Source organism: Roseomonas elaeocarpi (assembly GCF_042433915.1).
Taxonomy (GTDB): domain Bacteria; phylum Pseudomonadota; class Alphaproteobacteria; order Acetobacterales; family Acetobacteraceae; genus Roseomonas; species Roseomonas elaeocarpi.
Genome location: NZ_JBHLUN010000013.1, coordinates 110,224 through 130,908, shown reverse-complemented (window position 1 = coordinate 130,908; position 20,685 = coordinate 110,224). Strand labels below are relative to the sequence as shown.

18 protein-coding genes are annotated in these 20,685 nt (G+C 71.2%); 6 read left to right on the top strand and 12 right to left on the bottom strand.

What is annotated here, in order from left to right; genetic code table 11:
• Nucleotides 1-93 precede the first annotated feature (93 nt).
• The 4 genes from ACFFGY_RS18130 to ACFFGY_RS18115 form a co-directional block, all read right to left on the bottom strand.
• On the bottom strand, nt 94-702 hold the full coding sequence (locus ACFFGY_RS18130; protein ID WP_377045931.1) for a glutathione S-transferase: 609 nt from the start codon (nt 700-702) through the stop codon (nt 94-96).
• A gap of 97 nt (nt 703-799) precedes the next feature.
• Nucleotides 800-2,035 carry a D-amino acid dehydrogenase gene (locus tag ACFFGY_RS18125; RefSeq protein WP_377045930.1) on the bottom strand — a complete coding sequence of 412 codons (1,236 nt, stop codon included), beginning with the start codon at nt 2,033-2,035 and terminating at the stop codon, nt 800-802.
• Between the two features lie 340 nt (nt 2,036-2,375).
• Nucleotides 2,376-3,443 (bottom strand): ABC transporter substrate-binding protein, encoded by a 1,068-nt coding sequence (locus tag ACFFGY_RS18120; RefSeq protein WP_377045929.1) that lies wholly within the window; start codon nt 3,441-3,443, stop codon nt 2,376-2,378.
• Nucleotides 3,444-3,707: 264 nt separating this feature from the next.
• Nucleotides 3,708-3,977, bottom strand: coding sequence for a hypothetical protein (locus tag ACFFGY_RS18115; RefSeq protein WP_377045928.1), 270 nt, complete (start codon nt 3,975-3,977; stop codon nt 3,708-3,710).
• 420 nt (nt 3,978-4,397) lie between these two features.
• On the opposite strand from ACFFGY_RS18115, the gene thrC reads away from it, so the two are divergent.
• Nucleotides 4,398-5,804 (top strand): threonine synthase, encoded by a 1,407-nt coding sequence (gene thrC / locus ACFFGY_RS18110; protein ID WP_377045927.1) that lies wholly within the window; start codon nt 4,398-4,400, stop codon nt 5,802-5,804.
• 443 nt (nt 5,805-6,247) lie between these two features.
• The gene (locus ACFFGY_RS18105; protein WP_377045926.1) at nt 6,248-7,564 is read left to right on the top strand and encodes an MFS transporter; all 1,317 of its coding nucleotides are present in this window, start codon (nt 6,248-6,250) and stop codon (nt 7,562-7,564) included.
• A gap of 618 nt (nt 7,565-8,182) precedes the next feature.
• On the opposite strand, the gene ACFFGY_RS18100 is transcribed toward ACFFGY_RS18105, so the two are convergent.
• Entirely contained in the window at nt 8,183-9,607 is a 1,425-nt protein-coding gene (locus tag ACFFGY_RS18100) for an MFS transporter (protein ID WP_377045925.1), read from the bottom strand.
• 366 nt (nt 9,608-9,973) lie between these two features.
• On the opposite strand from ACFFGY_RS18100, the gene ACFFGY_RS18095 reads away from it, so the two are divergent.
• Complete coding sequence (locus ACFFGY_RS18095) at nt 9,974-10,453, top strand: YbaK/EbsC family protein (RefSeq protein WP_377045924.1); 480 nt, start codon at nt 9,974-9,976, stop codon at nt 10,451-10,453.
• Between the two features lie 99 nt (nt 10,454-10,552).
• Nucleotides 10,553-11,098, top strand: coding sequence for a DUF1003 domain-containing protein (locus ACFFGY_RS18090; protein WP_377045923.1), 546 nt, complete (start codon nt 10,553-10,555; stop codon nt 11,096-11,098).
• 146 nt (nt 11,099-11,244) lie between these two features.
• Here ACFFGY_RS18090 and ACFFGY_RS18085 read toward each other — a convergent pair whose 3' ends face one another.
• Genes ACFFGY_RS18085 through ACFFGY_RS18055 form a run of 7 tightly spaced genes read right to left on the bottom strand, consistent with a single transcriptional unit; the run spans nt 11,245 to nt 18,637 of the window.
• Nucleotides 11,245-12,243 carry an asparaginase gene (locus ACFFGY_RS18085; protein WP_377045922.1) on the bottom strand — a complete coding sequence of 333 codons (999 nt, stop codon included), beginning with the start codon at nt 12,241-12,243 and terminating at the stop codon, nt 11,245-11,247.
• Entirely contained in the window at nt 12,240-12,989 is a 750-nt protein-coding gene (locus ACFFGY_RS18080; RefSeq protein ID WP_377045921.1) for an isochorismatase family protein, read from the bottom strand. Before ACFFGY_RS18080 ends, ACFFGY_RS18085 begins: the two co-directional genes overlap by 4 nt.
• Nucleotides 12,989-14,020 carry an ABC transporter ATP-binding protein gene (locus ACFFGY_RS18075; protein ID WP_377045920.1) on the bottom strand — a complete coding sequence of 344 codons (1,032 nt, stop codon included), beginning with the start codon at nt 14,018-14,020 and terminating at the stop codon, nt 12,989-12,991. The genes ACFFGY_RS18080 and ACFFGY_RS18075 overlap by 1 nt, the downstream gene beginning before the upstream one ends.
• Before the next feature lie 14 nt (nt 14,021-14,034).
• Nucleotides 14,035-15,135 carry an ABC transporter ATP-binding protein gene (locus tag ACFFGY_RS18070; protein WP_377045919.1) on the bottom strand — a complete coding sequence of 367 codons (1,101 nt, stop codon included), beginning with the start codon at nt 15,133-15,135 and terminating at the stop codon, nt 14,035-14,037.
• A 5-nt stretch (nt 15,136-15,140) separates the two neighbouring features.
• Nucleotides 15,141-16,055: an ABC transporter permease gene (locus tag ACFFGY_RS18065; protein ID WP_377045918.1), complete on the bottom strand. Its 915-nt coding sequence runs from the start codon at nt 16,053-16,055 to the stop codon at nt 15,141-15,143.
• 13 nt (nt 16,056-16,068) lie between these two features.
• Nucleotides 16,069-17,022: an ABC transporter permease gene (locus tag ACFFGY_RS18060; RefSeq protein ID WP_377045917.1), complete on the bottom strand. Its 954-nt coding sequence runs from the start codon at nt 17,020-17,022 to the stop codon at nt 16,069-16,071.
• A 16-nt stretch (nt 17,023-17,038) separates the two neighbouring features.
• Nucleotides 17,039-18,637 carry an ABC transporter substrate-binding protein gene (locus ACFFGY_RS18055; protein WP_377045916.1) on the bottom strand — a complete coding sequence of 533 codons (1,599 nt, stop codon included), beginning with the start codon at nt 18,635-18,637 and terminating at the stop codon, nt 17,039-17,041.
• 326 nt (nt 18,638-18,963) lie between these two features.
• Here ACFFGY_RS18055 and ACFFGY_RS18050 point away from each other — a divergent pair, with 326 nt between their 5' ends.
• Together ACFFGY_RS18050 and ACFFGY_RS18045 are read left to right on the top strand one after the other, a co-directional pair.
• Nucleotides 18,964-19,170 carry a hypothetical protein gene (locus tag ACFFGY_RS18050; RefSeq protein WP_377045915.1) on the top strand — a complete coding sequence of 69 codons (207 nt, stop codon included), beginning with the start codon at nt 18,964-18,966 and terminating at the stop codon, nt 19,168-19,170.
• A complete protein-coding gene (locus ACFFGY_RS18045) occupies nt 19,167-20,585 on the top strand; it encodes an amidase (protein WP_377045914.1) in 1,419 nt (472 codons plus the stop codon). Before ACFFGY_RS18050 ends, ACFFGY_RS18045 begins: the two co-directional genes overlap by 4 nt.
• Nucleotides 20,586-20,685 lie beyond the last annotated feature (100 nt).

Genomic DNA, 20,685 nt, shown 5'->3' with positions numbered 1-20,685 from the left:
GGGAATGTCCCAGGGGATCGCCCCAGGGGCATTCCCCCGGGGTAACGCCGCCGGGCGTTTCCCCGGTGGTTCCCGGAACGCCCCCGGAAACCTTCAGCCCTTGGGCGCGGTGGCGGCGAAGGACGGGCGGGCCGAGAGCGCCTCGAACCAGGCCGCCAGCACCGGGTGGTTGTCGCGCCAGCGCATCTCGGCGAAGCGCAGGTCGAGGTAGCCCAGCGCGCAGGCGATCGTGATCGTGCCGATGTCCCAGCGGGTGCCGAAGCCCGCGGCGCGGCGCTCCATGTCGTGCAGGGCCTCGGTGATCTTGGCGGTCTGGCCCGCGACCCAGCCGGCGTGGCGCTGCGCTTCCTCACGCACCACGGTCTCGTAGCGCAGCAGCAGCGCCGCATCGAGCAGCCCGTCGCCCAGCGCCTGTTCCACCAGCGCGCGCCAACGGTCCGGCCCGACCGAGGGGAAGAGGTCGGCGCCGGCCATGTTGTTCAGCGCCTCGCAGATCACGCGGCTGTCGTAGAGCACGGTGCCGTCCGCGAGCGTCAGCGCCGGGATCTTGCCCAGCGGGTTCACCGCGCCCACGGCGGCGTTGCGATCCACCGGGTGCGCGCCGGCGGCAACGATCTCCATCTCACGGTCGAGGCCGGTTTCGCGGGCGACGATCACGACCTTCCGCGCGTAGGGCGAGGCGGGGGAATAGAGCAGCTTCATGGCGGTGGCCTTGCTGGTGGGGGTTGGGTTTCTGCGGCCGTGGTCCGGCGGGCGCAAGGCAGGGGCGGTCCCGTCGGGGTCCGTACCCCTTCCCCGCTCAGGCAGCCGCCCGGCCCGCCGCCGCGCCGATCATCCCGGCCAGCCTGCGCCCCGAACCGGCCGCCATGGTCCAGCCGGTGTGGCCGTGCCCGGTGTTGAGGAACAGGCCGGGGATGCGCGTCGGGCCGATCCAGGGGCGGCCGTCGGGCACCATCGGGCGCAGGCCCGCCCACTGGATCGCGCCGGGCGCGTCCTGGGCGCCGGCGAGCGGCGGGAACAGGGTCGCGACCTCGCGCATGATGGCGCCGATCCGGCGGGGCGAGGGCGTGGTGTCGAAGTCGGTGATCTCGGCCGAGCCCACGATGCGGTAGCGGTCGCCCAGCGGGGTGAGCGCGAACTTGCGCGCGTCGTCCAGGATCGCGTTGCGCGGGCCCTCGGGCCAGTGCGCGCGGGGGATGGTGATCGAGAGGCCCTTCACCGGGTGGATCGGCACGTCGATGCCGTGCGGGCGCAGCAGCTTCGGGCCGTGGCTGCCCAGCGCCACCACCACCGCGTCCGAGGCGATCTCACCGGCCGAGGTGCGGACCGCCGCGACCCGGCCGCCCCGGATCACCAAGTCCTCCACCGTGGTCCCGTAGTGGAAGCGCACGCCCCGCGCGGCGCACCAGGCGGCGAGGCCCTGGGAGAACTTGTTGCAGTCGCCGACCTCGTCCTGCGGAAAGAACAGCCCGCCCGCGACCTGCGAGGCCACCGGGGCCAGCGAGGGTTCGCGCCGGATCACCTCGTCGCGGGTCAGGCGCTCGGTGACCAAGCCGTGTGGGGCCAGTGCCTCGTGCGCCGCGGCGGAGGCGAGGAAGGTGGGCTCGTCGGCGAAGGTCTTGATCACGCATTGGCCGGCGTAGTCGTAGGTGACGCCGGTTTCCTCGCGGATCTCGGCCATGGAGCGGGCGCTGAGCAGGGCGAGCTCGAGGTTGTTCAGCGCGCCCGCCTGGTGGTGCGCCGCGCGGGACGCGCGCAGGAAGCCCAGGCCCCAGCGCCACATGGTCGGCACGGCGCGCAGGCGCAGCAGCATCGGCGCTTCTTCCTGGCCGATCCAGCGCAGGACCTTGAACGGCACGCCCGGCGCGGCCCAGGGCTGCACCGAGGAGACGTGGATGATGGCGCCGTTGCCCCAGCTGGTCTCCAGCCCGGCGCCCTCGCGCCGCTCGATCACCGTGACCTCGTGGCCGTCGCGCTGCAGCCAATAGGCGGTGGCCACGCCGATGACCCCGGCGCCGAGGATGGTGATCCGCATGGCGTTGTTCTCCCGCCCGGTGCCGGCCGCCCGGCACGGCGATGCCTCGTGTTGCTGCGTTCGTCATCCGCCGGGCGGGCCCGGCTGTCCAGTGCCGCGGCGGGTTGGTTCCCGGGTTGATCCCCGTTGATCCCCGGTCGGTCCCCTGGGCTGGCCACCCGGGTGCCCCCCCCCCTGTGGCTCCTCGGCGGCTCCTCGGCCGGTCCGCCAGGTCGGTTCCCGGGCCGCAAGCCCCGGTAGTTCTCCGGGTCGCCTCCGGTCGGTTCCCGGGATCGGTTCCCCAGCTTGTCCCGCCCGGTTGGTCCGCCGGGCTGGTTCCGGCGTCGGGCGCCGCGCGGTCTCAGCCCGCCGGCAGTTCCGTCCAGTAGGTGCCGTCAAAGGGCACGGGGGTGAAGCGGCGGTTGATCTCGGCCAGGGTCGCTGCGGGGTCGAGGTCGGCAAACAGCGTCGGGTGCAGCCAGCGGGCCATGGCCTCGATGGCCGCGATCGCGACCGGGCTGCCGAAGACCGGGTTCCACAAGCCGCAGGCCCGGCGCCGCGCCGCCTCGGGCAGGCTGCGGTAGCCGGGCTGTTCCAACAGGTGCCGCAGGCTGTCGCGCGCCTCGGCGGCCCCAACGCCGGTGCCGAGTTGCAGCCCCTCCCCGCCGCCACTGTCGCCGCCCCCGCTCCCACCCTGGTCGTCGAGGCGCGCGCCGGTGCCGATAAAGATGTCCGGCGCCGCGGTCAGGACCTGTTCCAGGCTGAGCTGCGCGCCGCTCGGCCCGGGCAGGAAGGGCAGCCCGACGTTGCGGGCGCCGAGCAGGGTCAACGCTTCGCCCGCGCCGTCGCGGCCGGCGACCCAGCAGCAGTTCCAGCGCCCGGGAAAGGCGGTGAGCAGCGCCGCCGGCGCTTCGGCCGCGGGCGCGGCGCGCAGCCGGTCGAGAACCGCCTGCCGCCGGGCCTCGTGGAAGCCGGCGAAGGCCTCGGCACGTGCTTCCTGCCCGAAAACCTGCCCCAGCAGGCGGACGGAGGGCACGAGTTCATCCAGCGGGCGCAGAAAGGTGTCGGCCACCACCACGCGGATTCCGGCCTTGTCCAGCTGCTCGACATTGCCGCGCATCTCGGCGGCGTTCATCTGCCAGGCGCTGAGGATCACGAGGTCCGGCAGCAGCGACAGTGCGCGTTCCAGCGAGAAGCCCTGCCCCACCGCCGAAGTGATCTCGGGCACCTTGGCCAGCGCCGGGAAGCGCTGGCGGAAGCCGTTGTCGAGCGCGGCGTCGAGGCGCCGGAGGTCGCCGCCGCGGCCCACCAGCAGCGGCACCGGGTCGGGATGCGCCACCGCCAGGGCGAGGAGCTGAAAGCCCTCGGCCAGCAGCACGGCGCGCGGCGGGCGGGCAATGGTGACGCTGCGGCCGAGCACGTCGCGCACGGTGCGCGGCCAGGAGGGCGCTGAGGCGGGTAATGCTGCCGACGGCGCCGCCGGAGGGGACACGGCGGGCGGTGCCGACTGCGCGGCGGCGGGCCGGCCGAGAACTGGAAGCAGGCCGGGGAGCGGCAGCAGGAGGGCTTGGCGGCGGCGGAGGCTGGGCATGCGGAAGTCGGTCTAGCGCAGCGTCGGCGATGCCGTCACGCCGCGAAGCGTGCCGGCGCCGGGCCAGCGCAGCGCGGGATCAGGGCATCCCGGGCGAACGGCTCAGCGCCAGCGCGGCCGCTGCCCGGTGCGCTGGTCCAGGCGCAGGTGCTGCGTCAGACGGCGGTGGTGCAGCATCATGCTGTCGATGTCGAGCAGCGCCGCGTCGGCCTGGTCGTGGAAGCGGCTCGCCGCGCCGCTGGAGCTGGCCGCCGCCGCCCGTTGCAGCGCATGGGCGTAGCGGTCCCAGCGCCGGGCGATCAATTCCTGCAGGGACCGTTCCAAACGTTCCAGCGTGATGCCATCGGGCGGCGTATCCCTCGGTTCGGGCACCTGGGCGATTTCCATGGGGTTGGGCGAGGGCGGCGGGCATGGGGAAGGAGGCCGGGATGTCCCGCAACACCGGAGCCTTCCCCAACCACCGAGGTTTTTCCAGAACAGCAGGATCTTCCAGAACACCGGGAGTTTTCCAGAACGCCGGGCTTCTCGCGAGACACCCGGGGGGAGGTTCCCGAGGCGACGGGGTTTTCCCGGGCCAAAGGTCTTCGGACGCGCCAGGCCCGTCCCGGCGCACCGATCCCGGCGCCGAACATCGGCCGGGCCCTTTCGCCGCACAAGCAACCCGGGGTGGTGGAGCCGCGCCGTCCTTCCCCGCACCGTGGTGGGGGGTATGGCGTTTCCCGCGCCACCGGCAGGGCGGCGTTCCCGTCTGGCGCATGGCGCGCGCGGGCCCGAGGCGGTATCCTCGGGCGCATGCGATACGTCTCCACCCGTGGCGAGGCTCCGGCCCGCGATTTCGAGGGCGTCCTGCTCGCCGGCCTGGCGGAGGATGGCGGCCTGTTCATGCCCGAGAGCTGGCCTGAGTTCCCGGCGGCGGAATGGCGCGCCCTGCGCGGCCTGCCCTACGCCGAGATCGCGGCCCGGGTGGTGGCGCCCTTCGCCGAAGGCTGCCTGACGCTCGCGGAGCTGCGCGGGATGACGGCCGCGGCCTACGGCGGCTTCAGCCACGCCGCCGTGGTGCCGCTGGTGCAGCTCGACGCCCGCACCCACGCGCTGGAGCTGTTTCACGGCCCGACGCTGGCCTTCAAGGACCTGGCGATGCAGCTGCTGGGGCAGCTCTTCGACCATGCGCTGGAGCGGCGGGGCGAGCGCGTGACCATCGTGGGCGCGACCTCGGGCGACACCGGATCGGCCGCGATCGAGGCCTGCCGCGACCGGCGCAACATCGACATCGCGATCCTGCATCCGCTGGGCCGCACCTCGGAGGTGCAGCGCCGGCAGATGACCACGGTGCTGTCGGCCAACGTCCACAACATCGCGGTGGAGGGCGACTTCGACACCTGCCAGGACATGGTCAAGGCGATGTTCGCCGACACCGCGTTCCGCAGCGAGATGAAGCTGTCGGCGGTCAATTCGATCAACTGGGCCCGGGTCGCGGCGCAGATCCCCTATTACGTGGCCGCAGCACTGGCGCTGGGCGCGCCGGACCGGCCCGTGGCGGTGTCGGTGCCCACCGGCAATTTCGGCAACGTGCTGGCGGCCTGGGCGGCGCGGCGCATGGGTCTGCCGATCGAGCGGCTGATCATCTCGGCCAACCGCAACGACATCCTGCCGCGCTTCTTCACCGCCAACGACATGACGGCGCGCGCGGTGGAGCCGTCGCTCTCGCCGTCGATGGACATCCAGGTGTCCTCAAACTTCGAGCGCCTGCTGTTCGAGCTGCTCGGCCGTGATGCGGGGGCCACCGCGCGCACCATGCGCGCCTTCCGCGACACCGGCCGGATGCCGGTGCCTGACGCGGCCTGGCGGGAAGCGGCCGGGCTGTTCCGCGGCGTGGCGCTGGACGACGAGGGCACGCTGCGCGAGATGCGGCGCGTCCATGCCGCCACCAGCTGGCTGCCCGACCCGCATACCGCCACCGCGACCTATGCCGCGGCCCACCTGGCGCCCGAGGACCCGGCGATCCCGGTGATCGTGGCGGCCACGGCGCACCCGGCCAAGTTCCCCGACGCGGCCGAGCGCGCGGTGGGCTTCCGCCCCGCCCTGCCGCCGCACCTGGCGGACCTGATGCGGCGCGAGGAGCGGCTGGAGGTCATGCCCAACGACCTCGAGGCGGTGGAAGCGGCGGTGCGCCGCCACGCCCGGCGCAACGCGAACTGAAGCCCGGATGGTCCCACGTGGGACCATCCGACGCGGGGTCGTCCGGCGCCGGCCGTCCGCTGCCGGGGACCGTAGGGCACGAGGCGCGGCGCGCCTCACGGGAGGTTCCCTGCGAGAGCCTTCCCCGAGCGGGCTTCCTGCCTGGGCCTGCCTCGCGCGGCGGGCTTCTTCGCCTCCTGCCATCACGAGCAAGGCCTGCGTACCCCTGCGGGCGCGGCACGGCGCTCCAGCTTCCGGACGCCGGCTGGTGCCTCCCAACAGCTTCGGTAGCCTTTCCGTCAGATGAATATTTTTACATCTAACTGAAATTGCAGGAAAACCGCCGGCTCCGGAACAGGTCAGAAGGATTGACGCTGTTGCGGGTGCGAACGAGCATCCGGGCCAATGCGGGCCGTCCAGGCACTGCCGCCGGAGCAACCGGCCCGCGTCCTCCGAGGGATGGTATGACCAAGGCCGAGTTTACACCGCCCGGCGCCCTGCCGGGCGACGGGGCGCGCAGCCGCACCCGCTGGGTGGTGGTGGCGCTGCTCTTCGCGATCACCACGATCAACTACATGGACCGCAACCTGCTGGGCCTGCTCAAGCCCACGATCCAGGGCGAGCTGCACTTCAGCGAAACCGATTTCGGCAACATCGTCTTCGCCTTCAGCATGGCCTACGCCGCGGGCTACGCCAGCATGGGCGCGATCACGGACCGCATCGGCGTGCGCATGGGCCTGGCGGTCGCGGCGATGATCTGGTCGGTGGCCTCGGCCGCGCACGGGCTGGTGGGCTCGGTGGCGGGCTTCATGGCGGCGCGCGTGCTGCTGGGCCTGGGCGAGGGCGGCAATTTCCCGTCCTGCATCAAGTCGGTGGCGACCTGGTTCCCGGTGCGCGACCGCGCGCTGGCAACCGGCATCTTCAATTCGGGCAGCAACGTGGGCGGCCTCGCCGCGCCGCTGATCGCGGCCTTCATCACCGCGCGCTGGGGCTGGCAGACCGCCTTCTACGTCACCGGCGTGGTGGGCGTCCTGTGGACGGTGGTCTGGCTCGCCCTGTACCGCACGCCGGAAGAACACCGCGGCGTCAACGCCGCCGAGCTCGCCTACATCCACAGCGACCCGGAGGTGGCCGAGGCGCGCGTGCCCTGGTCGCAGCTGCTGCGCTACGGCGGCACCTGGACCTATATCGTGGGCGGCGTGCTCACCAACCCGGTCTGGTGGTTCTACAACAACTGGGTGCCGAGCTTCCTCAACTCGAAGTTCAACGTGAACCTGCTGGCGCTCGGCCTGCCGCTGGTGGTGATCTACCTGATGACGGACGTGGGCTCGATCGGCGGTGGCTGGCTGTCAGGGCGGCTGATGCGTGCTGGCTTCGGCGTCTTCACCGCGCGCAAGCTGGCGCTGCTGGCCTGCGCGCTGTGCACCGTGCCGGTGTTCCTGGCGCCGCAGATGAGCAACATCTGGGCGGCGGTGGGGCTGATCGGCCTGGCCATGGCGGCGCACCAGGGCTTCTCGGCCAACCTGTTCACGCTGGTGTCCGACACCATGCCGAAGGGTGCCGTGGCCGGCGCGGTGGGGCTGGGCGGCTGCATCAGCTCGATCCTCAGCGGTTTCTCGGCCGCCGTGGTGGGGCGGCTGCTGGACGCCACCGGCAACAACTACACGCTGATCTTCTTCGTGGGCGCCGGCGCCTACGTGGTGGCGACGCTGGGCGTGCACCTGCTGCTGCCGCGGGAGCGTCAGGCGGCGGGCTTGCGCGAAGGCGTCGGCGCCGCCTGAGCGGGGCGGTGCCCGAGGGTCGTTCCTCCGGACGGCGGTACCGTGGTGCCGCGGCCGGAGCCGGACAGACCGGCTCCGGAGGATGCCCGGCCTCACGGGATGTCCGGCTTCAGGGATTACCCGTTTCAGGGACTGCCCGGTTCAGTGGCGACCCGGGCCGGGGGACTACCCGGGTCAGAGGGGCTGCCCGATCCCGCAGGATGTCCGGCCTCAGAGGATGAGGGGGCCGGGCTCCGGCAGGGGGTCGGGCGACGGGGGTCCGGGCTCCGACGGGATGTCGGGGCCGGGCGGGATCGGGGGGAAATCCGGTCCCGGCACGGGAGGTGTGGGACTGGGTGAAGGCGGCTGAGGCGTGCCGCTACCCGAAAGCGGAAGGCGCATAGCCAGGGGTCCTCGGTGCAGGCGTCCGTATCCTAAACGCCGCTGCCGCCCCGGGTTTTCCCCGGCCCGTGACAGGAAGCGCCCCCTCGCGATGGCCGCCCGCGCGTCAGGCACGCCGCCGGCGGTCCACGCCGTGTCCGTGGCGCCGTGCCGCGGCGGGGATCGCCGCGCGACGCATCGGGACGGCGGCGCGGCGGGCGGGTGTCACGCCCTGCCCGGCCGGCTTCCGCCACCCACTCAGCTCGAGAGCGGGTCGGCCACGCTTTCGAGCGACTGCCCTTCCGCGTCCACGCCCAGCGCCCATTCCGTGGCCGCCGCCGCCAGCATCAGCGCCGCCGAGGCCATGTAGCCGGCGGCCAGCATCCAGGGCTGCTTGGTCGCGATCAGCGCGCCGAAGATCCAGGGCGCGAAGGTGCCGCCGACGCCGGTGCCGATGGCGTAGAACAGCGCGATGGCAAGCGAGCGGGATTCCAGCGGAAAGATCTCGCTGGCCGTCATGTAGGCCGAGCTCGCGGCGGCCGAGGCCACGAAGAACACCACCATCCAGGCAATCGTCTGCGTCCAGGCGGTGAACACGCCCATGCCGAACAGCACCGCCACCGCCAGCAGCAGCAGGCCCGACAGACCGTAGGTCAGCGTGATCATGCGCCGCCGCCCCACCGTGTCGAAGAGCGAGCCCAGCAGGATCGGTCCCAGCAGGTTTCCGGCCGCCAGCGGCAGGATGTAGAGGCCGGTGCGCGCCTCGGGGATGTTGTAGTAGCTGGCGAGCACCAGCCCGTAGGTGAAGAACACCGCGTTGAACAGGAAGGCCTGGGCGATCATCAGGGTCAGCGCCAGGGCGGAGCGGGCGCGGAACTTGCCCAGCATGGCGCGCAGGATCGGCAGCATGCCGAAATGCGGCTTCGGGTGGATGGTGAGCTTCTTGCCTTCGGGCGGCGGAAGGTCGCCCGCCTCGTGCTCCCGCACCCGGCCCTCGATCTCGCGCAGGACCCGCTCCGCTTCCTCCTGGCGTCCGTGGGTGATGAGCCAGCGCGGGCTTTCCGGCACGAAGCGGCGCAACAGCAGGATGAAGATGCCCAGCACGCCGCCGATGCCGAAGCCCAGGCGCCAGCCGAGGTCGAGGCTGACCAGCGTGCCGCTGAGCAGCAGCAGCGAGCCCGCCGCCCCCACCGCGGCGCCGCCCCAGAAGGAGCCGTTGACCACCATGTCGATGCGGCCGCGCAGGCGGGCGGGCATCAGCTCGTCGATGGCGGAGTTGATCGAGGCGTATTCGCCGCCGATGCCCACGCCGGTCATGGCGCGGAAGAAGGCCAGGCTCCAGACGTTCCAGGAAAAGGCGGTCAGGATCACGCCCGCGATGTAGATGCCCAGCGTGACGTTGAAGATCGCGCGCCTGCCGAAGCGGTCGGTCAGCCAGCCGAAGAAGATCGAGCCGAACACCGCGCCGGCGAGGTAGGCGGAGGCGACGATGCCGACCTCGGCCTCGCTCAGCGCCAGCGTGTCGGGGTGGCGGAGCGTGGGACCCAGCGAGCCCACCACCGTGACCTCCAGCCCGTCCAGCACCCAGGTGATGCCCAACGCCGCGATCACCAGCATGTGGAAGCGGCTGAAGGGCAGCCGGTCCATGCGGGCCGGGATGTCGGTCTCGATCTGCTGCGGCATGCCCGCCATCGGCCGGTGCCCCCCTTTCCTGCCCGTGCGGGTCGGCCTGGCGCGGCACCCCTCGTCTGCCTCAGGCGCCGGGGCGGGGAATGGTTGCGGCGTGGCGATGTTCGTTCCGTTTCCGGACCTTGTTCCAGGCCGGCGCGCGGGGGGGATGGGACGACGCTGCCGGCCCTGACCGGGGGAGGCGGCGCCGGCGGGCGGAGACGCGGCCCGCACGGGTGTCGGCCGGCCGGGGTGAGCGCCAAGCCCGGCATCAGGCCTGGCGATGGGCCGGAGCCAGGCTGGGCGCCAAGCCGGGCCACGGGCTGACAGGGGGCCGGCGGCGCGGTTTAACGCCCGCCGTCAGGGAACGGAGCGTGGTGGATGAGCCTGGATTCGGTGCGGGACTTCCTGCGGCAGCACGCGCCCGACATCACCGTGCTGGAACTGGCGGACAGCACGGCCACCGTGGCCGAGGCGGCGGCCGGGCACGGCGTCGCGCCGGCGCAGATCGCCAAGACCCTGGCGATCAGCGTGAACGGCCAGGCGATGCTGGTGGTGGCGGGCGGCGAGGCGCGGCTGGACAACCGCCTGGCGCGCGCGCGTTTCGGCGGCAAGGTGCGGATGCTGCCGGCCGACGAGGTCGCGGCGCTGACGGGGCATCCGGTGGGCGGGGTCTGCCCTTTCGGGCTGCGCACGCCCCTGCCCGTGTACTGCGACGTCTCGCTGCGCCGCTTCGCCGAGGTGCTGCCGGCGGCGGGGTCGCGCAACAGCGCCCTGCGGATCGCGCCGGAGCGCCTGGCGGCGCTCGCGGGGGCGGAATGGGTGGAGGTGTGCCGCGACTCCAGCGAGGGCGGCGCCTGAGGGGCGACCGGCATCGCCGCGCGGCAACCGCGGGCGGGGCCGGCAGCTTATGCCCGAGAGCCGAAGCGGGCGACCTCGCCGATCAGGAGTTTCCACAGGATGGCGCCGACCTCCCCCACCGTGCCTCCGCCTTCGCCCGAAAACCTCAACAGGTCGCTGCGCCGCAACATCGAGGCCCTGGAGGAGCGCCGGCGCGCGGAAGCGCAGGCCATGACGCGGCAGGAGCGGGTGGCGGAGGCGATCACCCGCTTCACCGGCTCCATGCGCTTCGTGTACCTGCACCTCGCGCTCTACGGCGGCTGGATCGTGGTGAATCTGGGCCTGATCCCGCGCGTGCCGCGCTTCGACCCCTCTTTCGTGGTGCTGGCGATGGTGGCCTCGGTGGAGGCGATCTTCCTGTCCACCTTCGTGCTGATCAGCCAGAACCGCATGGGCGCGGCCTCGGACAAGCGCGCCGACCTCGACCTGCAGATCAGCCTGCTGACGGAGCACGAGCTGACCAAGCTGACGCAGCTGGTGGTGGCCATGGCCGATCGCCTGGGCGTGGAAGCGCAGAAGGACCCCGAGCTGCGAGAGGTGGAGCGCGACATCGCGCCGGAAGTGGTGCTCGACGAGATCAGCGCGCGGCAGGGGGAATATCGCTGAGCCCGGCACGGGCGGCCCGGGGCGCATCGTCCCAGGCGGCCCGTTCCACTGGCCCGCTCCACCGGCTCGCTTCGCCGGCTTCGCGGAACGGTGCTCGGAACGCCGTTCCCCCCGGACCGGCGTTCCGCGCCTCGCCCCGGCGCGGCTCAGTAGGTGGCGAAGAGCCGCGCCACCTCGGCCGGGTCGGTGGTGCGGGTGAGCGCCAGCGACAGGAGGATGCGGGCCTTCTGCGGCGACAGGTTGTCGGCCGTGAGGAAGCCGTATTCCCGCAGCTTGGTGGAAGGGAACACCCGGCCGGAGCCCGCGCGGGTGGACTGCACCACGATCACCCCGTCGCGCACGGCCTGGCGCAGCGGCTCCAGGTCGCCCGGGCCGCAGAAGCCGGGGGCGAAACCCGCCGACACGATGCCGCGTGCCCCGGCGGCCAGGAAGGCGCGCACCGCCGTGCCGTCCGAACCCGCGTAGCTGTAGGAGATGTCCACGCGCGGCAGGGCGTCGAGCGCGCGGATGTCGAACACAGTGTCCGGGGCACCTGCGCGGACGGGGCGGCGGTAGTAGTTCACGCTGTCGCCGTCGGCCTGCCCCAGCACGCCGAAATCGGGCGAGCGGAAGGTCTGCATCCGGCCGGTTGAGGTCTTGGTGACCTCGCGCGCCGACTGGATCTCGTCGTTCAGGAGCACCAGCACGCCCAGGCCGCGCGAGCGCGGGTCGGCCGCGACGCGCACGGCGTTCACCAGGTTCAGCCCCGCGTCGGTGGACAGGGCCGAGGAAGGGCGCTGCGAGCCGGTGACCACGATCGGCACGGCGACCTTGGCGCAAAGGTGCAGGGCGTAGGCGGTTTCTTCCAGCGAGGCGGTGCCGTGGCCGACCACGATGCCGGCGAGGTCGGGTTCCTCCCGCACGAGGCGGTCGCAGCACTCCACCAGCGCCTTCCACTGCGGGAAGTGGATATTGGGGCTGGGAATGTTGCTGAAGGGAACGGCGAAGACCTCGGCCACCGCCTGGACCTCGGGAAAGCGGTCCAGGATGGCGCCGGCCACCATGACGTTGCCGGTGGAGCCGTAGTCCACCGTGTCGAGCGGCCCCTTGCCGATCGACGCGATGGTGCCGCCGGTGCCGATAAAGGCGACGCGCGGACGGGTCACGCCGCGGCCCGGGTCGCGGTGGCGTCGCTCAGGATCGCCTCGATCTCCGCCACGCTGAGCACGTCACCGAAGGTGCTGTAGAAGGCGGTCAGCGCGGCGTTGTGCTCGGCGTCGGTGAAGCCGGCATTGCCGTCCGACACCATGACGGTGCGGAAGTTCAGCATCGCGGCGTCGCGTGCCGAGCTTTCGCAGCACACGCTGGTGACGGTGCCGGTGATCAGCACCGTGTCGAAGCCTTCGGCGCGCAGCATCTCCGGCAGGTCCGAGGCGCCCTGGAGGAAGGCGCTGTAGCGGTACTTCAGCACCACCGCGTCCTCGGGCAGGACTTCCAGCGTCGGCCACAGGTCATGGCCCTCCGAACCTTCCGACATGGTGCGGTTGCGCGCCGCCACGCGCTCGGGAAGGTTGAAGGTTTCCATGATCGACCATTCGCGGCGGGAGCGCTCGTCGGAGGTGTTCTTGATCCAGAACACCTTGCCGCCGGCGGTGCGCAGCGCGCGGGCCAAGCGGTTCACCGCCGGCACGATGGCGGGCGCCGTGGCCACGGCGGCGAAGCCCAGGTCGGGGCGCATGAAGCCGTTCTGCAGGTCCACCACCACCAGCGCGGTGCGCGCGGGGTCGAGGTCGGCGAAGGGGTGGATCGTGCCGCGGCGGGCAAGCACGCGGGCCACGATCTCGGCCGGGATGTGGGTGCGGTGCGGGCCGGTGGTCTCGGTGATCGGCTCGACGGCGGGTTGGGCGGACATCAGGCGAACTCCCTTTCGTGCTGGTGGTGGGGAACGCGGACGCAGCGGGCCATGCGGCCGGCGACGGGGTGGCGGGCGTCGGGCTCGGCGCCGAGGCATTCGCCGCCCACCTGCGGGCAGCGCGGCGCGAACTTGCAGCCGGGCGGCAGGTTGCGAAGATCGGGCGGCGCGCCGGCGATGGTTTCCAGGTCGCGGTCGCGCGGCTGGTCATGCACGGTGGAAGCGAGCAGCCCGCCGGTATAGGGGTGCAGCGGGTCGCGCAGCACCTGCCGCACCGTGCCGCTTTCCACCACGCGCCCGGCATACATCACCGCCACGCGGTCCGCGATCTCGGCCGCGACGCCGAGGTCGTGGGTCACGAAGATCACCGACATGCCCATCTCGCGCTGGAGGCGGCGCAGCAGGATCAGCACCTGGATCTGCACCGTGGCGTCGAGCGCGGTGGTGGGCTCATCCGCCAGCAACAGCTTCGGTTCGCAGCTCAGCGCCATCGCGATCATCGCGCGCTGGCGCAGGCCCCCCGAGAGCTCGTGCGGGTAGGCGTCGAGGCGGCGCTGGGCGGAGGGGATCTTCACCAGGTCGAAGAGTTCCAGCGCCCGCGCGCGGCCGGCCTTGCGGCTGGTGCCACGGTGCAGCGCCACGACCTCGGCGATCTGGTCGCCCACCCGCGCCACGGGGTCGAAGGCGGTCATCGGTTCCTGAAAGATCATCGACACGGTGCCGCCACGGAAGCGGCGCAGCGCCCCGTCATCCATCGCCAGCACGTCCTGGCCCGCCACGCGCACGCGGCCGTCGATGCGGGCGCGCTTCGGCGGCAGCAGGCGCATCAGCGCGCGCATGGTGACGCTCTTGCCCGAGCCGCTCTCGCCCAGCATGCAGAGCACCTCGCCGGGGGCCATGGTGAAGCTGACGCCGTTCACCGCGCGCACCGTGCTTTCGCGCGTGACGAAGCGGACGTTGAGGTCCTCGACCTCCACCAGGGGCGGTGCCGCCGGGGACGTGGGAAGCGGGTTCGCCGCGAGACCTTCCATCGTGCTGTTCCCCGTCAATGGAAGGCGGCCGGCACGTCGGCGCGGCCCGCCAGGCTGTGGCCGGAGGCCGGGTCCTGGATGTGGCAGGCGGCGCAATGGGCGCCCGGGGTGCTGCTGTCGCCCAGGCGCGGTGCCACCGCGGCGCAGACGGCCTCCGCATAAGGGCAGCGGGTGCGGAAGCGGCAGCCCGACGGCGGGTTCACCGGGTTGGGCGGGTCGCCGGTGATCGGCGGCTCCTCCATCCGGTGATCCGGGTCCATCGAGGGGTGGGAGCGCAGCAGCGCCTGGGTATAGGGATGGCGCGGGGCGTTGTAGAGCGCTTCCGAGGGGCCGATCTCCACCACCTCGCCCAGGTACATCACCATCACCCGGTCGCTGATCCAGCGCACCACGCTGAGGTCGTGGGAGATGAAGATGTAGGTGAGGTTCAGCTCCTGCTTGAGGGCGCGAAGGAGGTTGAGCACCTGCGCCTCCACGCTCTTGTCGAGGGCCGAGACGGCCTCATCAAGAATGACCATGCGCGGGCGCAGCGCCAGCGCGCGGGCGATGTTCACGCGCTGCTTCTGCCCGCCCGAAAGCTCGTGCGGGTAGCGGGGGCCGAACAGCGCGGGATTGAGGCCGACCTTGAGCAGAAGTTCCCGCGCCAGCGCCAGGGCGTCGGGGCGTGCCACGCCGTGCGCGATGGGGCCGAAGGCGACGGAGCCCTGCACCGGCATGCGCGGGTTGAGCGAGGAAGCGCTGTCCTGAAACACCATCTGCACCTGCCGGCGCATCGCGGCGACGGTGATGCCGCGCGGGGCGGCGACTTCCTCGCCGTCGAAGATCTGCTCGCCGGCGTCGGGGTTGATGAGGCGGATCAGCAGGCGCGCCAGCGTGGACTTGCCGCAGCCGCTCTCGCCCACGACGCCCAGCGTTTCGCCCTTCATCACCTGGAAGCTGACGCCGTCCACGGCGCGGACATGGCCGGTGACGCGCTGCAGCGCGCCGCCGCGCAAGGGAAAGTGCTTGCGCAGGTCGCGGACGTCGAGCAGCGGCTGCGCCGGGCCGCCGACGTCGCGCGGGTCGGGTTCGTGCCAGCGCGCCGGCTGGGCGGGGGCTTGGAGGCTGGTGCTCATACGCGTCAGATCCGCACATCCATGGCCGAGCGCAGGCCGTCGCTCACCATGTTGATGCTTACCGAGGTGACGAAGATCGCGATGCCCGGCATGGCGGCCACCAGCGGGTTGACGTAGATCGCCTGGCGCAGCGTGTTCAGCATCAGGCCCCAGTCGGGCTCGGGCGGCTTCACGCCCATGCCGAGGAAGCTGAGGCCCGAGCCCAGCAGGATGCCGACGCTGATCATGCCCGAGGCGTAGACCAGGATCGGGCCCAGCACGTTGCCCAGCACGTGGTGCCACAGCACCGTCAGCACCGGCGCGCCGGTGGCCTTGGCCGCGTCCACGAAGTCGAGCGCGCGGACCTGGGTCGTGGCGGTCTCGGCCACGCGGCAGAGCGGCGGGATGAACACCAGCGACAGGGCGATGAAGGCGTTGCCCACGCCGCCGCCCATGGCGCCCGATATGGCGACGGCCAGCAGCACGGACGGAAAGGCGTAGAACACGTCCATCACGCGCATGATCAGCGTGTTGACCCAGCCGCCCAGCAGCCCGGCGATCACGCCCAGCCCGCCGCCCACCACGGTGGCGACGGCCACCGGCACGAAGCCCATCAGCAGCGTCAGCCGGCCGCCGTAGAGCAGGCGGGACAGCATGTCGCGCCCGAGCTCGTCGGTGCCCAGCGTGTGGCCCATGTATCCCGGCATCTTGAGCCGGCGGACGATGCTTTCCTTGTAGGGATCGAAGGGTGCGAGCCAGGGCGAGAGGATGGCGCACAGGACGATGATCAGCAGCACGAGGCCGAAGAACAGCGTGACGTAGTCGTGGCGCAGCCGGTAGCCGACCGTGCCCCAGTAGCCGCGCACCTTGTGCGGGGCGGGTGCCGCGGCGGTTGAGGTGGCATGGTGGCTGACGGGCGTGCTCAGGGCGGGGGTGCTCATGGCGGGAGCTCCTTCAAACGCGCTTGATCCGCGGGTCGATCGAGGTCTGCACGAGGTCGACCAGGAGGTTGGTCACCACGAAGATCATGGCCAGCACCAGGATCGTGCCCTGGAGAACCGGGATGTCGCGGGCCAGGATGGCCTTGCTGAGCAGGAAGCCGGTGCCGGGCCAGGCGAACACGGTTTCCACCAGGATCGAGCCGCCCATCAGCGTGCCGAACTGCAGCCCCATCACCGCGAGAACCGAGGGCAGCGCGTTCTTCAGCACGTGTCGGATCGCCATGCGCTCGGGCAAGCCGTTGGCGCGCAGCGTGACCACGAAGTCCTGCGCCATGACCTCGGCGATCGAGGCGCGGGCGGTGCGGGCGATGATGCCCACCGGGATCATCGACAGCGTGATCACCGGCAGGATCACGAAGCGGAGCTGGTTCCAGTCGAGCGGGTTAAACGGCCCCGTGCCCGGCCCCATCCCGGAGGCCGGCAGCAGCTGGTATTCCACCGCGAAGATGATCACCAGCACGATGCCGAGCCAGTAGTTCGGCACCGACACGCCCAGGATGGCAGTGCCGGTCACCACGCGGTCGAGCCAGCCGCCGGCGCGGTAGCCGGCGATCGTGCCCAGCAGGATCGCCAGCGGAAAGGCGGTGAGGATCGAGAGCAGCGACAGCAGCACGGTGTTGCCGAGCGAGCGCCCGATCTCATCCAGGACGGGACGGCCGGTGGCGATGGAGTTGCCGAAGTTGCCGACCAGCACGCGCCCGAGCCAGTTCAGGTACTGGAAGGGCAGCGGCTGATCCAGGCCGTAGAGGTGCTTCAGCCGGTCCACCGTTTCCGCATCGGCGTCAGGCGGCAGGATGGACTGGATCGGGTCGCCCGGGGCCAGGTAGACCAGGGCGAAGCAGATCACCGTCACGCCCAGCGCGATCGGCACCACCGCGAAGAGGCGACGCTGGATATAGGCGAGCATGAAACCTTCCTTCCGCTCAGCGCGGCGGGTCGACCGTGACGTTGGTGAGGTCCTGGAACCAGCTCTGCGCCTGGACGAAGTTGTGGACGCGGGGCGAGAGGGCGCGCGGGTTCAGGTCGTGCGCCACCCAGATCATCACGGCCTGCTCGCTCATGCGCTCGTGGATCTGGGTCAGGAGGGGAAGGCGCTTCTCGGCGTCGAAGGTGTTCATGACCTGATCCACCAGCTCGTCGATCTTGGGGTCGGTGAAATGACCCCAGTTGCTGCCCTTGGGTGCCCACTGCGCCGTCATGACGTGACGGAGCATGCCGTTGAACGGGTCCTGCGTGGCGCGGCTGATGTTGATGCCGCTGATGTTGTGGTTCTTGTCCACGCCGTCGCGGCTCACCTGCAGCAGGGCGTTCCAGTCCATGACCTCGAGGTTGACCTCGAAGCCCACCGCCTCCAGCTGCGCTTTCACCAGTTCGTTCATCGGCAGCGGCTGCATCTGGCCCGAGCCGGAGGTGGAGATGGCGAAGCTCACCTTGCAGGGCAGGCAGCCCGCTTCCTTGAGCAGGGCCTTGGCCTTGTCGGGGTTGTACTCGTAGCGCACCGGGTTGCCGAAATACGGCGTGGAGGGCGGCAGCGTGGCGTAGCCCGGCAGCGCGATGCCGCCCAGCAGCTCCACCATGTCATCGCGGTTCAGCGCGTAGTTCGCCGCCTGCCGCACCCGGATGTCGTTGAAGGGCTTGTCCACGAAGTTGAGCTGGTAGGCCCAGTTATGCGGGTAGGCGTTGGTGATCACCTGCATGCCCGACGACTTCAGGCGCGGGATCGCATCCGGGGCCGGCGCCTCGATCCAGTCCACCTGGCCCGACAGCAGCGAGGCGGTGCGGGTCGAGGCTTCCGGCATCGGCAGCAGCACCAGCCGGTCCTGCTTGGGGATGCGCTCCTTGTCCCAGTAGTCGCGGTTGGGCACGAGCTCCAGCCGCTCGCCCGGGACCATGCGGCTGAAGCGGTAGGGGCCCGTGCCGGACGGGTTGCGCGCGAAGGCGTCGGCGTCGTTCTTCACCGCTTCCGAGGCGCAGCGGCTCACCATCATCAGGAAGCTGAGATTGTACGGAAACAGACTGTCGGGCGTCTTGGTGGTAAAGGCGACGGTGTGCTCGTCCACCGCCTCCACGCCGTCGTAGTTGGTGAGGTAGCCGCGCGCGAAGGCGAACTGCCGGGCGTTGAACTGCGGCGCGCTCTCCTTGGTGTAGCGCTCCATGTTCCAGACCACGTCCTGCGCCGTGAAGGGGCAGCCATCGTGGAACTTCACGCCCTGCCGCAGCTGCATGACCCAGCGCTTATTGTTGTTCGGGTCCACCTGCCAGGAGGTCGCGAGGCCGGGCTTGATGTCGGCGATGCGGTCGGAGCGGGACAGGTCCCACAGCACGAGGGAGTCATAAAGATTGTAGCCGACGAAGCGCCAGCCCTCGAAACCCTGGTCCGGCAGGCCGGCGGTGAGCGGGACGTCGCCCGCCGTCATGGCGACGCGCAGGACACTCTCGGCGCGGGATGGTGCGGGGGCGGCGGCGAGAAGCGCCGTGACGGAAAGAAAGGCTGCGCCGTAGCGGAGGGAAGCGAAAACCATCTCGTCTCCTGTGGCCGGCCGTCGCACCGCGCGGGCGCTGGCAACGGGAAAACTGTGCCGCAATTGTTGGGGGTGTATCGAGCAAAGCTTGGCCCGCGTGACGTCTAAATCCGCCTGCCACGCAGGGTTGTGGCGCTGATTCGTGCAAGCTGCACAAAGGCGCCACGGAAAACTCCCGCATCGTGGGCGTTGCGTCGGGACGGCCGCAACTTCGCGCACGACAAGGCCGAAAAGATGGATGTAGCCTCGTCCACGTCGTGCCGCTCGTGTTCCGCCCTCGTGTTCCGCCAGGGCGCGGGAAGGTGCGCATAAAGACGGAGTTGCCCATGACGGACACGACGGATCACGATCCGCAGCTGGACATGTTGTTGCAGCGTGCCGGGATCACCCTGCCGGAAGGGCGCTATCGCGGCGTCCTCGAATCCTACCAGGACCTGATGAAGATGCTGCCGGTGCTGCGGCAGCCGCGCACCGCGGCGGCGGAGCCTGCCGGCACCTACAGTCTCGACACCATCACGAGGGCCAAGGCATGACCGACACCAAGCTGGAAGACCTTTCCATCGCCGAGGCCGGGACGCGCCTGCGCGACGGCAGCCTGACCTCGGTGGCGCTGACGCAGGACACGCTGAACCGCATCAAGGCGATCGACGGCAGCCTGCATTCCTTCGTGCTGGTGACGGAGGAACGCGCGCTCGCCGATGCGGAGCGCGCGGATCGGGAGCTGGCGGCCGGGCAGGACCGCGGGCCGCTACACGGCGTGCCCTACGCGCTGAAGGACATCTACAACACGGCCGGCATCCGCACGACCTGTCATTCCAAGCTGCTGATCGACAACATCCCCACCGAGGACAGCGTGTCGGGCGCGAAGCTGGCGGCGGCCGGCGGCGTGCTGATGGGCAAGCTCGCGACCCATGAATTCGCCATGGGCGGGCCGAGCTTCGACCTGCCCTTCCCGCCCGCGCGCAACCCGTGGAACACCGACCACGTCACCGGCGGCTCCTCCTCCGGTTCGGGCGCCGCGGTCGCGGCGCGGCTGGTGCGCACGGCGATGGGCTCCGACACCGGCGGCTCGATCCGCGGGCCTGCCGCCTATTGCGGCACGGTGGGGCTGAAGCCGACCTACGGGCTGGTCAGCCGGCGCGGCGTGTTCCCGCTTTCCTACACGCTCGATCATTGCGGGCCGCTGAGCTGCACGGTGGAGGACGCGGCGATCACCACCGAGATCATCGCGGGCTACGATCCGCTCGATCCCGCCAGCGCCGACAAGCCCGCGGCGAACCTGCGGCGCGACCTGGAAGCGGGCGTCGCCGGCCTGCGCGTCGGGCTGCCGCGCAACCTGTACCGCGATGCCGAAGGGCTTTCGCCCGAGGTGGTGCGCTCGCTCGACCGGCTGGCGGAGGCGCTGGCCCAGGCGGGCGCCATCGTGGAAGAGGTGACGCTGCCGAGCTTCGAGCAGTTCAGCGCCTGCGGCCGCGTCATCCTGACCTCGGAAGCCTACGCGATCCACGAGAAGGACCTGCGCGAGCGTCCGGGCGATTTCGGCGAGCTGCTGTTCCTGCGCCTGGTGGTGGGTGCGGCGATCAGCGCCGCCGACTACGTCCAGGCGCAGCGGATGCGTCGCGAGTTGTCGATGGTGGTGAACAACGAGGCGCTGCGGCAGCACGACGTTCTGCTGACCGCCTGCGCGCTGGGCCCCGCACCCGCCTTCGCGCAGTTCCCGCCGGACCGGGCAATGACCTGGCCGATCCAGAGCATGCCCTTCAACGTCACCGGCAACCCGGCGCTGTCCATGCCCGCCGGCCTGTCGGGCACGGGGCTGCCGCTGTCGGCGCAGATCGTGGGGCGCCCCTTCGACGAGGCGACGGTGCTGCGCGTCGGCCGCACGGTGGAAAAGATCACCGCGGGATGGGGCGTTGCGGACAAGCCGGAACTTCTGGCCGCGGCGTAGTTCTGCTTCGGCTCCGTCCCGGGGAGGGGGAGAAAGTATTCTCCCCCTCCCCGGACCCCTCGCCCCTCATCTTTTTTCCTGAGGCTGCCGCGGGAACGTG

Coding starts and splice junctions, on each gene's coding strand:
- ACFFGY_RS18130 (WP_377045931.1), bottom strand. CDS start 702: ATGAAGCTGCTCTATTCCCCCGCCTCGCCCTACGCGCGGAAGGTCGTG.
- ACFFGY_RS18100 (WP_377045925.1), bottom strand. CDS start 9,607: ATGCCGCAGCAGATCGAGACCGACATCCCGGCCCGCATGGACCGGCTG.
- ACFFGY_RS18055 (WP_377045916.1), bottom strand. CDS start 18,637: ATGGTTTTCGCTTCCCTCCGCTACGGCGCAGCCTTTCTTTCCGTCACG.
- ACFFGY_RS18065 (WP_377045918.1), bottom strand. CDS start 16,055: ATGAGCACCCCCGCCCTGAGCACGCCCGTCAGCCACCATGCCACCTCA.
- ACFFGY_RS18105 (WP_377045926.1), top strand. CDS start 6,248: ATGACCAAGGCCGAGTTTACACCGCCCGGCGCCCTGCCGGGCGACGGG.
- ACFFGY_RS18080 (WP_377045921.1), bottom strand. CDS start 12,989: ATGTCCGCCCAACCCGCCGTCGAGCCGATCACCGAGACCACCGGCCCG.
- ACFFGY_RS18045 (WP_377045914.1), top strand. CDS start 19,167: ATGACCGACACCAAGCTGGAAGACCTTTCCATCGCCGAGGCCGGGACG.
- thrC (WP_377045927.1), top strand. CDS start 4,398: ATGCGATACGTCTCCACCCGTGGCGAGGCTCCGGCCCGCGATTTCGAG.
- ACFFGY_RS18095 (WP_377045924.1), top strand. CDS start 9,974: ATGAGCCTGGATTCGGTGCGGGACTTCCTGCGGCAGCACGCGCCCGAC.
- ACFFGY_RS18125 (WP_377045930.1), bottom strand. CDS start 2,035: ATGCGGATCACCATCCTCGGCGCCGGGGTCATCGGCGTGGCCACCGCC.
- ACFFGY_RS18050 (WP_377045915.1), top strand. CDS start 18,964: ATGACGGACACGACGGATCACGATCCGCAGCTGGACATGTTGTTGCAG.
- ACFFGY_RS18060 (WP_377045917.1), bottom strand. CDS start 17,022: ATGCTCGCCTATATCCAGCGTCGCCTCTTCGCGGTGGTGCCGATCGCG.
- ACFFGY_RS18075 (WP_377045920.1), bottom strand. CDS start 14,020: ATGGAAGGTCTCGCGGCGAACCCGCTTCCCACGTCCCCGGCGGCACCG.
- ACFFGY_RS18070 (WP_377045919.1), bottom strand. CDS start 15,135: ATGAGCACCAGCCTCCAAGCCCCCGCCCAGCCGGCGCGCTGGCACGAA.
- ACFFGY_RS18090 (WP_377045923.1), top strand. CDS start 10,553: ATGGCGCCGACCTCCCCCACCGTGCCTCCGCCTTCGCCCGAAAACCTC.